The organism is Pristimantibacillus sp. PTI5 (assembly GCF_048572955.1).
Classification (GTDB): domain Bacteria; phylum Bacillota; class Bacilli; order Paenibacillales; family Paenibacillaceae; genus Pristimantibacillus.
Map to the genome: position 1 here is coordinate 3,220,001 of NZ_CP183886.1, position 13,294 is coordinate 3,233,294.

General features: G+C 48.7%; 11 protein-coding genes, 1 tRNA gene and 2 rRNA genes (1 of these 14 only partly in view). 13 read left to right on the forward strand and 1 reads right to left on the reverse strand.

The window, feature by feature from the left end:
* The 13 genes from ACN6MW_RS14505 to ACN6MW_RS14565 form a co-directional block, all read left to right on the forward strand.
* Positions 1-2,573 (forward strand): 23S ribosomal RNA (locus ACN6MW_RS14505); it begins 361 nt to the left of the window's first position.
* Between the two features lie 137 nt (positions 2,574-2,710).
* Positions 2,711-2,827, forward strand: a 5S ribosomal RNA gene (gene rrf / locus ACN6MW_RS14510).
* Between the two features lie 88 nt (positions 2,828-2,915).
* Positions 2,916-4,109 carry a GNAT family N-acetyltransferase gene (locus ACN6MW_RS14515; protein ID WP_419875998.1) on the forward strand — a complete coding sequence of 398 codons (1,194 nt, stop codon included), beginning with the start codon at positions 2,916-2,918 and terminating at the stop codon, positions 4,107-4,109.
* 145 nt (positions 4,110-4,254) lie between these two features.
* Entirely contained in the window at positions 4,255-5,712 is a 1,458-nt protein-coding gene (gene guaB / locus ACN6MW_RS14520; RefSeq protein ID WP_364144804.1) for an IMP dehydrogenase, read from the forward strand.
* Positions 5,713-5,898: 186 nt separating this feature from the next.
* Positions 5,899-7,188: a D-alanyl-D-alanine carboxypeptidase family protein gene (locus ACN6MW_RS14525; RefSeq protein ID WP_364144815.1), complete on the forward strand. Its 1,290-nt coding sequence runs from the start codon at positions 5,899-5,901 to the stop codon at positions 7,186-7,188.
* Between the two features lie 128 nt (positions 7,189-7,316).
* Positions 7,317-8,198, forward strand: coding sequence for a pyridoxal 5'-phosphate synthase lyase subunit PdxS (gene pdxS / locus ACN6MW_RS14530; RefSeq protein ID WP_419875999.1), 882 nt, complete (start codon positions 7,317-7,319; stop codon positions 8,196-8,198).
* A gap of 77 nt (positions 8,199-8,275) precedes the next feature.
* Positions 8,276-8,860, forward strand: coding sequence for a pyridoxal 5'-phosphate synthase glutaminase subunit PdxT (gene pdxT, locus ACN6MW_RS14535; protein WP_364144799.1), 585 nt, complete (start codon positions 8,276-8,278; stop codon positions 8,858-8,860).
* Between the two features lie 52 nt (positions 8,861-8,912).
* On the forward strand, positions 8,913-10,199 hold the full coding sequence (gene serS, locus ACN6MW_RS14540; protein WP_419876000.1) for a serine--tRNA ligase: 1,287 nt from the start codon (positions 8,913-8,915) through the stop codon (positions 10,197-10,199).
* 81 nt (positions 10,200-10,280) lie between these two features.
* Positions 10,281-10,369, forward strand: a tRNA-Ser gene (locus tag ACN6MW_RS14545).
* Positions 10,370-10,496: 127 nt separating this feature from the next.
* Positions 10,497-10,844: a hypothetical protein gene (locus tag ACN6MW_RS14550; protein WP_419876001.1), complete on the forward strand. Its 348-nt coding sequence runs from the start codon at positions 10,497-10,499 to the stop codon at positions 10,842-10,844.
* Between the two features lie 15 nt (positions 10,845-10,859).
* Entirely contained in the window at positions 10,860-11,036 is a 177-nt protein-coding gene (locus ACN6MW_RS14555; RefSeq protein ID WP_364144794.1) for a hypothetical protein, read from the forward strand.
* 40 nt (positions 11,037-11,076) lie between these two features.
* Positions 11,077-11,226, forward strand: a complete 150-nt coding sequence (locus ACN6MW_RS14560) for a small acid-soluble spore protein P (protein WP_364144792.1) — start codon at positions 11,077-11,079, stop codon at positions 11,224-11,226.
* Positions 11,227-11,373: 147 nt separating this feature from the next.
* The gene (locus tag ACN6MW_RS14565; RefSeq protein ID WP_419876002.1) at positions 11,374-12,432 is read left to right on the forward strand and encodes a hypothetical protein; all 1,059 of its coding nucleotides are present in this window, start codon (positions 11,374-11,376) and stop codon (positions 12,430-12,432) included.
* Between the two features lie 75 nt (positions 12,433-12,507).
* Here ACN6MW_RS14565 and ACN6MW_RS14570 read toward each other — a convergent pair whose 3' ends face one another.
* Positions 12,508-13,266 (reverse strand): PHP-associated domain-containing protein, encoded by a 759-nt coding sequence (locus ACN6MW_RS14570; RefSeq protein WP_419876003.1) that lies wholly within the window; start codon positions 13,264-13,266, stop codon positions 12,508-12,510.
* Positions 13,267-13,294 lie beyond the last annotated feature (28 nt).

Genomic DNA, 13,294 nt, shown 5'->3' on the forward strand with positions numbered 1-13,294 from the left:
GCCAGAGCAGGTAAAAGCCCTGTAACCGAAAGCAAGCACTCTCCGAGACGGATCCTGAGTACGGCGGGACACGTGAAACCCCGTCGGAATCCGGCAGGACCATCTGCCAAGGCTAAATACTCCCTGGTGACCGATAGTGAAGCAGTACCGTGAGGGAAAGGTGAAAAGCACCGCGGAAGCGGAGTGAAAAAGAACCTGAAACCGTGCGCTTACAAAAAGTCAGAGCCCGTTAAATGGGTGATGGCGTGCCTTTTGTAGAATGAACCGGCGAGTTACGATCACGTGCAAGGTTAAGTCGGGAAGACGGAGCCGTAGCGAAAGCGAGTCTGAATAGGGCGAATAAGTACGTGGTCGTAGACCCGAAACCGTGTGATCTACCCCTGTCCAGGGTGAAGGTGCGGTAACACGCACTGGAGGCCCGAACCCACGCACGTTGAAAAGTGCGGGGATGAGGTGGGGGTAGCGGAGAAATTCCAATCGAACTCGGAGATAGCTGGTTCTCCCCGAAATAGCTTTAGGGCTAGCCTCGAGGAATGAGCGTCGTGGAGGTAGAGCACTGATTGGGTGCGGGGCCCGCCAAGGGTTACCAAGTCCAGTCAAACTCCGAATGCCATAGACGTGCTACTCGGGAGTCAGACAGTGAGTGCTAAGATCCATTGTCAAGAGGGAAACAGCCCAGATCATCAGCTAAGGTCCCCAAGTGTGTGTTAAGTGGGAAAGGATGTGGAGTTGCAAAGACAACCAGGATGTTGGCTTAGAAGCAGCCACCATTTAAAGAGTGCGTAATAGCTCACTGGTCGAGTGACTCTGCGCCGAAAATGTAACGGGGCTAAACACACCACCGAAGCTATGACATGTACCTTTATGGTACTTGGGTAGGGGAGCGTTGAATACGGATTGAAGTTGGACCGTGAGGACTGGTGGACTGTATTCAAGTGAGAATGCCGGTATGAGTAACGAAAAGACAAGTGAGAATCTTGTCCGCCGAAAGCCTAAGGGTTCCTGAGGAAGGCTCGTCCTCTCAGGGTAAGTCGGGACCTAACGCGAGGCCGAAAGGCGTAGTGGATGGACAACAGGTTGAAATTCCTGTACCACCGTAAACCGTTATGAGCAATGGGGTGACACAGAAGGGCAGTGACGCGGGCTGATGGAATAGCCCGTCCAAGCAGTGAGGCTAGTGTGTAGGCAAATCCGCACACTGTTAGGCTGGGCTGTGATGGGGAGCGAAAATTATAGTAGCGAAGGTCATGTACTCCGGCTGTCAAGAAAAGCCTCTAGCCAGGTGAAGGTGCCCGTACCGCAAACCGACACAGGTAGGCGAGCAGAGCATGCTAAGGCGCGCGGAAGAACTCTCGTTAAGGAACTCGGCAAAATGACCCCGTAACTTCGGGAGAAGGGGTGCCTCGGTAGGGTTTATAGCCCGAGGGGGCCGCAGTGAAAAGGCCCAAGCGACTGTTTAGCAAAAACACAGGTCTGTGCGAAGCCGTAAGGCGAAGTATACGGGCTGACGCCTGCCCGGTGCTGGAAGGTTAAGGGGAGCGGTTAGGGGTAACCCGAAGCTGTGAACCGAAGCCCCAGTAAACGGCGGCCGTAACTATAACGGTCCTAAGGTAGCGAAATTCCTTGTCAGGTAAATTCTGACCCGCACGAATGGCGTAACGACTTGGGCGCTGTCTCAACGAGAGATCCGGTGAAATTTTAATACCTGTGAAGATGCAGGTTACCCGCGACAAGACGGAAAGACCCCATGGAGCTTTACTGTAACTTGATATTGGACTTTGGTACGATCTGTACAGGATAGGTGGGAGCCTGAGAAGCATGAGCGCCAGCTTGTGTGGAGGCGACGTTGGGATACCACCCTGATCGTATCGGAGTTCTAACCTGCTGCCGTGAAACCGGCAGAGGGACCGTGTCAGGTGGACAGTTTGACTGGGGCGGTCGCCTCCTAAAATGTAACGGAGGCGCCCAAAGGTTCCCTCAGAATGGTTGGAAATCATTCGAAGAGTGCAAAGGCATAAGGGAGCTTGACTGCGAGACCTACAAGTCGAGCAGGGACGAAAGTCGGGCTTAGTGATCCGGTGGTACCGAATGGAAGGGCCATCGCTCAACGGATAAAAGCTACCCTGGGGATAACAGGCTTATCTCCCCCAAGAGTCCACATCGACGGGGAGGTTTGGCACCTCGATGTCGGCTCATCGCATCCTGGGGCTGAAGTAGGTCCCAAGGGTTGGGCTGTTCGCCCATTAAAGCGGTACGCGAGCTGGGTTCAGAACGTCGTGAGACAGTTCGGTCCCTATCTGTCGCGGGCGCAGGAAATTTGAGAGGAGCTGTCCTTAGTACGAGAGGACCGGGATGGACGTACCGCTGGTGTACCAGTTGTTCCGCCAGGAGCACCGCTGGGTAGCCAAGTACGGACGGGATAAGCGCTGAAAGCATCTAAGCGTGAAGCCCCCCTCAAGATGAGATTTCCCAGTATGTAAGACCCCTTGAAGACGACGAGGTTGATAGGTTCGGGGTGGAAGCACAGCAATGTGTGTAGCTGACGAATACTAATCGGTCGAGGGCTTATCCTAAAAAGTTTGAGAAGCAAACTTACATCGTAAGCATACGCTTAAGTTTGTCCCGGACCCATACATCCGGCAGACAGCAGCTAAAAAGGTTTCAGCAAACCTAACTTTCGTATCCAGTTTTCAGCGTGCAATACGCTACGTTTGGTGGCGATGGCGGAGGGGAACCACGCGTTCCCATACCGAACACGACCGTTAAGCCCTCCAGCGCCAATGGTACTTAGACCGCAGGGTCTTGGGAGAGTAGGACGTCGCCAAGCACGAAAGACCTATCGCATGTGATGCGGTAGGTTTTTTTGTTGTATATACGTTATGATATAGCTATATAGAATAAGGAGGCGTTTCCAAGTGGCAAAGCAAGTTGAAGTGAGACATATGAGTATGGAGCTTTTTTATGAAAGTATGGCGTTATCGCAATTTGCATTTCAATATGTGAAATCTGCTGACGAGCTTGAACAATCAAAAGAGCAGTTTGCAACGGAGCCTGCGGTGAGATATGCGGCGTATGTCGATCATAAATTTGCGGCGCAAGCTGCGGTACTGGAGCTTCAAACCTATATTGGCGGAAAAGTTTATAACATGGGCGGTCTTGCCGGCGTTGCGACATGGCCAGAGTACAGAAGACAGGGATTGGTAGCACAAATTTTAATTCAATCGCTGAGCGAGATGAGATCTAAGGGTCAATTTATATCTTTCCTACATCCGTTTGCCTTTGGTTTTTATCGTAAATTTGGCTGGGAGACCTATACCGAACATAAGGCCTACACGATAAAATCAGAGCAGCTGCCTGCAAGAATAGCATACGAGGGCCATATTGAAAGATTGGACGGCGATTATAGCAAATTAAGTGATATTTACCACGCATACGCATCTAAATATAATGGTTCGTTGGTGCGCACGAAGCTATGGTGGAAGTATCGAATTAGCAAAAGAAAGCCAGGCCAAATCGGTCTATATTACGATAAAAGCGGTGTTGCGGCGGGTTATGTCATTTATGAAGTGAAAAATAACCGTTTAACGGTACATGAGCTCATTTACTTAAATGAAGAGGCAAGAAGGGCATTATGGTCCTTTATTTCACAGCATGACTCAATGATCAGTGAACTGACCATTACTGTGCCATCGGATGACCAGCTTCCATTTTTATTATCGGATCCGAGAATCAAACAGGAGGTTATTCCTTATTTTATGGCGCGTATCGTAGATGCGGAGAAGTTTATTGAGGGATATTCCTTCCAAGCATCCAATATCGACGATCAAATACCAATACAGCTGCGAGATGAGCATGCATCCTGGAATGACGGCTGCTATTTGCTGCATATCGATGCAGCCGGAAAAGCGGATTTTATCCGTTTGGACAAAATTCAAGGTTCAGAAAATGCGATAAAAATGGATATTGGTTCATTGTCGGCAATGCTTCTCGGGTACCTGCGGCCGACCCAACTCGCCCAATTTGCACGAATTGAAGGAGATAGCGGGCTGATTAAACGCTTACACGATCGAATTCCCGAACGAACAACGTATTTACCCGACTTTTTCTAAAGATATGCCGTTCTTGAAGTCTTCCAAATGGAGGATAAACCGGATGAAACAAAGCTATTCATCAGCCTTGACAGCCTATACCCCCTCTGCTAATATTGCTAATAATATATGTGAGACGTACTTAAAATAAGGGAGGAACATACTCGTGTGGGAAACGAAATTCGCCAAAGAAGGGCTAACGTTTGACGACGTCCTGCTTATTCCGCGCAAATCAGAAGTGCTGCCTAGAGAAGTTGACATCTCGATTCGATTAAGCGAGAACATTAAGCTAAACATTCCGCTCATTAGCGCTGGCATGGACACCGTTACAGAAGCCGCATTGGCGATTGCAATAGCGCGTGAGGGCGGTATCGGCATTATTCACAAGAACATGTCGATTGCGCAGCAAGCGGAGGAAGTAGACCGCGTAAAACGTTCGGAGAGCGGTGTAATTACAAATCCGTTTTCGCTAACGCCTGACCACCATGTTTATGACGCAGAAGAGCTGATGGGTAAATACCGCATCTCAGGCGTACCGATTGTGGATCAAGACAAGAAGCTAGTCGGTATTTTGACAAACCGTGATTTGCGTTTTGTACATGATTATTCGATCAAAATCAATGAAGTCATGACTCGGGCTAACCTTGTAACAGCACCTGTAGGCACTACACTGCAGGAAGCTGAAGTACTGCTTCAGAAGCACAAGATCGAGAAGCTGCCGCTCATTGATGAGTCGAACACGCTTAAAGGTCTTATTACAATAAAAGATATCGAAAAAGCAATTCAGTTCCCGAACGCGGCGAAAGACAAGCATGGTCGCCTGCTTTGCGGAGCAGCGGTTGGTATTTCCAAAGATACGATGGATCGTGCGGAAGCATTGGTACAATCAGGTATTGATGTTCTTGTCGTCGATTCGGCGCATGGCCACCACATTAATATTTTGGAGGCAGTTCGCAAGCTTCGTGCTACTTACCCGGATCTTACGATTATTGCGGGTAACGTTGCGACTGGAGAGGCTACACGCGATCTTATCGAAGCTGGAGCATCCGTGATCAAGGTCGGCATCGGACCTGGCTCGATTTGTACGACTCGCGTCATTGCCGGTATCGGTGTGCCGCAGATTACGGCGATTTACGATTGCGCATCGGTTGCCCGCGAATACAATATTCCGGTTATTGCAGACGGAGGCATTAAGTATTCCGGTGACATCACGAAAGCTATCGCATCCGGAGCAAGCGCGATTATGATCGGCAGCTTGTTTGCAGGTACGGCTGAAAGCCCTGGCGAGACGGAGATTTTCCAAGGGCGCAGCTTTAAAGTTTACCGCGGTATGGGCTCGATAGGCGCTATGAAAGAAGGAAGTAAAGATCGTTACTTCCAAGAAAACGAAAGCAAACTTGTACCTGAAGGCATCGAAGGCCGGGTTCCTTACAAAGGACCGCTTGCGGATACGGTTCATCAACTTCTGGGCGGCTTGCGTTCGGGCATGGGCTATTGCGGCACTTCCTCACTGGACGAGCTTAAGAATGATACGCAATTTGTTCGCATCACAGGATCTGGTCTTCGCGAAAGCCATCCGCATGATGTGCAAATTACGAAGGAAGCTCCGAATTACTCTCTTTAAATTATACTTTTCTAATAGGATGGAAACGAGGACAGGGAAGGCGAATGATTCGCTATTCCTTGTCTTTTTTTATGAAGGATTACTCATTCTTCTATGGCATCGTAGAGGTTTAATTGTTAGGGTTTGATATGTTACAATAAACAACGGACAAACCAAGTGGGAAAAGGGGAGACGACGTTGAAGGAAATGGTAAGGCCGGTTCGGTTGAAGTCGGTCATCGCTGCAAGTTTGGCGGTTTGGATGGTAATGCTGTCGCTTGGTTCTGCGGTGGCAATGGCGAATGGATATGAAGGAAGACCCAGCACGGAAAACTCTTTAGGCTTACAGGTCAAAGCAGCTATTTTAATTGACGCGGAATCCGGTCAAGTTTTATATGAGGTGAATTCAGAGGAACCGCTTCCTGCGGCAAGCATGACTAAGCTAATGACGGAATATATCGTTCTTGAAGAAATTACGAATGAGCGTTTATCTTGGGATGAGGTAATTACGACTAGTGCGGAAGCTGCCTCCACGCCACCCGATGGATCATCCGTATTTCTAGCACAAGGCGATCAACATACGGTTAGGGATTTATATAAAGCGATGGCAGTAGGCTCCGCAAACGATGCAACAATTGCTTTGGCTTCGCAAATTGCGGGAAGCGAGCAAGGCTTTGTGGTGAAAATGAACGAAATGGCGGACAAGCTCGGGCTTAAGACAGCGATTTTTACAAGCGCAACAGGACTATCGGAAACGACGGTGATTTCTGCTTCCGACATGGCCAAGCTGGCGCAGATCATTTTGAGCGAACATCCGGAGTTTCTTGAATATTCGAAGCTGCAGGAATATAAATTCCGTGAGCGTGATGATCAGCCCATCGTTAACATCAACTGGATGCTGGGCACGAATGTAAATCAAACAGGGCTTAAGCATTTAGCCTATGAAGGCGTCGACGGCATGAAGACGGGCTTTATCAATTCAGCCGGCTACAACTTTACGGGTACGGTAAAACAGGGCGAACAGCGCTTCATAAGCGTTGTTATGGATACAGCAACCAAGTCCGCTCGTTTTAACGAAACGGCTAAGATGTACAACTACGGATTTAGCACTTTTGAGAAAAAGACGGTGCTTCCGCCAAAATCCGTGGTAGAAACGGTACAAACGGTTAAGATTAAGAAGGGCAAAAAGAAATCCCTTCCGGTAGTAACGGACAAGGATATCACTTTTATGGTGAAAAAGGGCACAGAGCCGAAGATCGAGGTCCTAGAGAGCAAGGTGAAAAGCGAGGATGAGCTCGTTGCTCCGATTCCGGTAGGCACTGTGGTTGGAACGGTCACTTACAAGTATACGGACACGGAAACAAAGCAAGAATTGAAGCATACCGTGAACTTGATCACGACAGAAGAGGGACAAAAAGCAGGCTGGTTCCGTTTGATGTTCCGCGCCATCGGTAATTTCTTTGCAGGTTTGTTTAACGGAATCGTCAATTTGTTCTAATCCGAGTAGAAAACAAGGGAATAAAGTAAATCAAGGCTTGTCGATTAATCTTGGTTCCTGTAAAATCAATGGTTAGAACAACTGCGGTAATATACATTTTATTGGATGAAAATAGGAGGATTATAAGCATGGAAACAGGTACATCGCGCGTAAAACGCGGCATGGCAGAAATGCAAAAAGGCGGCGTCATCATGGACGTTATGAGCGCCGAGCAAGCGAAGGTAGCGGAAGCGGCAGGGGCAACGGCAGTAATGGCACTTGAGCGCGTTCCTTCCGAAATTCGTGCAGCAGGCGGAGTCGCCCGTATGGCTGATCCGACTATTGTAGAAGAAGTTATGAAAGTCGTTTCTATTCCGGTTATGGCGAAGGCTCGTATCGGGCATTTTGTAGAAGCCAAAGTGCTCGAATCAATGGGCGTTGACTATATCGATGAGAGCGAAGTGCTTACGCCGGCAGATGAAGTGTTCCACATCAGCAAGAATGAGTTTACGATCCCATTCGTATGCGGAGCAAAAGATCTTGGAGAAGCTTTGCGCCGTATCCAAGAAGGAGCTGCTATGCTTCGTACGAAGGGTGAGCCAGGAACAGGCAATATCGTAGAGGCTGTTCGCCACCTTCGTTTGATCAATGGTCAAATTCGTAAAATTCAAGGCTTGTCGAAGGACGAGCTTTATCATGAAGCTAAAATTCTTGGCGTAGCATATGACTTGCTGCTTAACGTACATGAGACGGGCAAGCTTCCAGTGGTTAACTTCGCAGCTGGCGGAGTGGCTACACCTTCCGATGCAGCTTTGATGATGCATCTTGGAGCAGACGGCGTATTCGTTGGTTCCGGTATTTTCACATCGGAAAACCCAGAGAAATTCGCTCGTGCAATCGTTGAAGCAACGACTCATTATCAAGATTACAAGCTAATTGCTGAAGTATCGAAAAACTTGGGAGCTGCTATGAAGGGCATCGAAATTTCCAAGCTTAACACTTCGGAGCGCATGCAGGACCGCGGTATCTAATAGATGTAATATGCAGGTGCCGGCTTAGCGCGTATAGCGCTGCCGGCCCTTGCCCGTAAAGGAAGGCGATTAGAGCAATGAAGATAGGCGTACTAGCGCTTCAAGGCGCGGTGGCAGAGCATATACGAAGCTTAGAATTGGCGGGCGCAGAGGCGGTCGCCGTTAAGCGGGTTGAGCAGCTTGACGAGCTGCAGGGACTTGTTATTCCTGGCGGCGAGAGCACGACGATCGGCAAGCTGATGCGGAAATACGGCTTCATGGAAGCCATTGCGGACTTCTCCGCGCAGGGCAAGCCATTGTTCGGCACTTGCGCAGGCCTTATCGTGTTGGCGGATCAGATTGAAGGACAAGAGGATGCGCATTTACGGCTCATGGACATGACGGTTGCCAGAAATGCTTTTGGCCGGCAGCAGGAAAGCTTTGAGACGGACTTGGATGTAAAAGGTATAGACGAGCCTGTTCGCGCAGTCTTTATCCGGGCACCCTTGATCAAAAAAGTCGGTTCTGACGTTGAGGTATTGTCTACATACAGAGACGAGATCGTTACGGCTAGACAAGGGCATCTCCTTGCCGTGTCGTATCATCCTGAGCTGACCGATGATTTCAGGCTGCATGCGTATTTCGTCGATATGGTGAAGGAAGCAGCAGCAGGCAAAGAGTAGGCTTTACAAAAATAATATAAAATCACTCCCTTCAGAGAGGGGCTTTTGAAACGTGCTGGATGTTAAATTGTTAAGAAATGAGTTCGAGAAAGTGGAGACGGCACTTCGCAACCGCGGGGCTTCACTCGATCTGATCGTTAATTTCCCTGTGCTTGATACGAAGCGCCGGGATCTTATCCAGGAAACGGAACAGCTAAAAAGCCGTCGCAATACGGTATCGCAAGAAGTAGCCAAGCTCAAAAGAACGGGCGAGGATGCGGAGTCACTTATCATTGAGATGAGAGAAGTCGGCGACCGGATCAAAGAGCTGGATGATGAGCTGCGTGAACTGGAAGCGCAGGTGGAAGAGCTGACGCAAGCTATTCCGAATATTCCTAGCGACAGCGTTCCAATCGGTAAATCGGAGGAAGACAATGTAGAGCTTCGCAAACACGGCGAGGTACCTAGCTTTGACTTCGAGCCGAAGCCGCACTGGGAGGTTGCGCAAGCGCTAGGCATTTTGGATTTCGAGCGTGCAGCCAAGGTAACGGGCTCGCGGTTTACATTTTACCGGGGTCTCGGCGCGCGTCTTGAGCGTGCGTTAATTAGCTTTATGATGGATTTGCACAGCGATAAGCACGGCTATGAAGAGATTCTGCCTCCTTATATCGTCAACCGCGACAGCTTGGTCGGTACGGGACAGCTTCCAAAATTTGAAGAGGATTTATTCAAAATATCCGATTCGGATTATTTTCTTATTCCAACGGCGGAGGTTCCGGTTACGAATCTTCATCGGGAAGAGATTTTGACTGCCGAGGAGCTTCCTAAATATTTCGTGGCCTACAGCTCATGCTTCCGTTCGGAAGCCGGCTCTGCCGGACGCGATACACGCGGCTTGATCCGTCAGCATCAGTTCAATAAGGTTGAGCTGATCAAATTGACGAAGCCCGAGGATTCCTATGACGAGCTTGAGAAGATGACGGCCAACGCGGAGAAGGTTCTGGAGCTTCTGGGCTTGCCTTACCGGGTTCTGGCGCTTTGTACAGGCGATATGGGCTTTACCGCTGCCAAAACGTATGATCTAGAAGTGTGGCTGCCAAGCGCAAGCACATACCGGGAAATTTCATCCTGCTCGAATGTGGAAGATTTCCAAGCGCGCCGCGCTGGTATTCGTTTCCGCAGAGATACGAAGAGCAAGCCTGAATTCGTCCATACCTTAAACGGTTCGGGCTTGGCTGTTGGACGTACGTTTGCAGCGATTATTGAGAACTTTCAGCAAGCAGACGGGTCTGTAACGATTCCAGAGGTATTGCGTCCTTATATGGGCGGCATTAGCTCGATTCCATCAGACAAACTTTAATTTCTTTGCCGCAGGGTCAAAATATAGTTGCATTTATATTTTGACCTGTGGTACAATATTTCTTGTGACAATTCATTATACGGAGAGATACCGAAGCGGTCATAACGGGGCAGTCTTGAAAACTGTTAGGGTGCAAGCCCACGTGGGTTCGAGTCCCACTCTCTCCTCCATATTTTTCCCCAGATACATATGAACAAGCCCAGGCGCTAAAGCGTTTGGGCTTTTTTTGTAATGGTTCCCCTCGTATAAAATAAAGCTGCTTTTCGCATGTTATACGATGTGGAGGTGCTTTATTAAATGGGTAAATCAGATGAGCTTCAAATGAATCAAGAAAATCTGGCAGATGCTTGGCGGCAAACCTTGCCGGAGATGTTAAACAGTGCGGATCGCAGCAAGGTGCTGCCTGACGAGTCCGATTCCAAGTCATTGCGTGTGACAATTGAAACGGCGGGGCATCAAGCGTATTCGTTCGATTTTAAAGTTACTTATGTAGACAGCCGTGAGGTCAAGGTCGAGTTTATTGACGTAGAGAAGGACAAAATTTCAGTCGATGAACGCGGTGAAGTCATTCAAGAGCTTATACAGGATTATACTAGACATTTGCATGAATGTGCGCAGGCGCTGCAGCGTTTGACGCATGTGTAGAGGAGAGAAAAACCGATGACGCGTGCAAAAGGAACTGCTGATAAAAATTTGTCCAATGTGGTCGAAGCCCTTGCTGTAGAGCCGGTCAACAGCCATCAAGCCCAGCAGCTGCAGCAGGATAAAAACGACCGGCGCCACCAAGATGCATTAAATCACGACCAGCCAGTCGATTTAGAGCATCAGAAGGATTAACGACTTGGGTTGGAATGAAACCTGTAGAGGAGGAGAATGAATGACAAAGCCAGACAGCGTACCCGTGCCGGAAAATCCTCAGAACATTAAACAGCAGCGAAATGGCGGAGGCGGACAGCAAGAGCCTTTATCCGGATCGAAGAAAACAAAGCAAAGTAATCATGTGAGCCATAATAACCCTGAGGGGTAATGCAATATTTCTGTAGTCTCAAAATGAATAGATCAAACGTCCCGTTTCAGTCAGCTGAAACGGGATTTTTTGGATATAACTTCTAAAGCGTGCTTTTTTAGTATAGAATGGAGGTGCTCATACAAAGATAGGGGAGGAACAAATTACATGAAAAAGTTTCAAAAAATAGCGGTGCTTTTATTAGCCGTTATTTTGGTCGTTATTGCAGGCTGCAGCACGGGCAAACCGCCGAAGGAAGCTTTGCAAGCGGCTATGACGAAGACCTCGCAGGCGGACTCATATGCTATCAAAATGTCCATTGGATTAGATGAACTGGAGATCCCGCAGGATGCAGCCATGCAAGGCGATGCTGCTGCAACTGCTGCTATCGTAGGCATGATTAAGGATGCGTCGATTACCGTTGACGCCGTACATCAAAAAGACCCTATGCGCACAGATCTGAATATGGAAATCGTTATTCCGGGCGACATGGAAATGAAGCTGACGGTGCCGATGATCCTGACAGAGGAAACGCTGTACGTAAAGGTGCCGCAAATTCCAATGCTGCCTTTGCCTGAGACGATTACAGGCAAGTTCATCAAGATTGATCTAAAAGAGCTTGCAAAGCAGCAGGGCGCGGCTGAGCTTGATACAGCTGCCCAGCAGAAGCTAGTCAAAGAGCTTGGCGAAGTGCTGCTTAAACATTTTGACGAGAAGACCTATTTCAGCAAACCAAAGGCCGAAGATGCGGATCTGCCGGCGGATATGAAAGCCGACCAAGTCGTTGTATTCGAAATTAACGAGAGCAACTATCCGCAAACGGTAGATACAATCGTTAATGAGGTGCTTCCTGAGGTGCTGAACGTGCTTCTGGCCAATGAAGCCTCGCTTAAATCGCTGCAGCTTGAGAAAGCGGATATCGAGAAGTTCAAGACTGACCTTGAAACGAACAAAACAGAAATTGTAGATACGCTTAAAAATGATGTCAAAATCAACACGTTGAAGGCTACGGCAGCGATCTCGGATGGTTATCTTTCTTACCAGGCAGCTAAGCTGAACATTACCGCATCGGATAAAGAAAGCGGTCAGAACGTGAAGTTTGGCATTCATTATGATGTCACTTATTCGGATATCGGCAAAGCGCCGAAGTTCGAGAATGAAATCCCGACGGACGCGATTACGCTTGATGAATTGACAACGATGTTCCAAACGCCGACTGGACTTTAAGCGACCTTGGCCATCGACGATAAAAAGAAGCAGTTCTGGGATCCCAGGGCTGCTTCTTTTGTATTTGCAAATAGGTCAGGCTACCACCATTGATTTTTTCAACAGCTCCTTCATCATCTGCGCGGCCTTCACCTTGACGTTCAGGCAAGGAGAGATTTCAAGCTGGTAATTTCCGTTCAGAAGCTCAGTCCGCAGCTGTTCAGCCGTATGGCAATCCTTATCGAAACGGTTGATAACGCTGCCGAACTGCAAAGGCTGATGGGAGTCGCTCCCCGCACTGACCGGCAGGCCCAGTTCATCTGCGAATTGCTGTACGTTATCAGCCATGCCAAAGCCGTATTGGAATAAATCCTTCGCGTTCACGTCAAGCGTATCGAGACGCTGGAGCGTCGCTGCAGCGTGATGGGTAAGGGGCGTGCTCTCTCTCATCGGATGAGCGCCGATCCGAAGCAGCGGATAATCATCGGTACGGTCAAGCAGCTCCTTAAGCGGAATGAAACTGTCCTTCGCGGTATGCGCATCAAGCTGCTGCCGCAGCTCACGAATAATCACACGGTTGCCAATAAGCAGAATATGACCCTTGTTCGCCACATCCACTTCCATGCCCGAGAATACCTTTAATCCCTCGACGAGATAATAATCGTTCGTATAGTCAAAATGATAGTCCAGCTGATCCAGCATATCCATAAAGTTCAGCGTGTTAAAATGCTCGGTCAGCGCCACGGCCTGCAGCCCGTTTTCCTTCGCTTCGCGAGCCATCGAGAGGAAATAGTCAAGTGAAAAATGCGTTTTTTTCGAAAGCTTGCCATGGGTATGCAAATCAATATTCATCATAAGTAGGTAGTCTCCATTCGATTCTAAA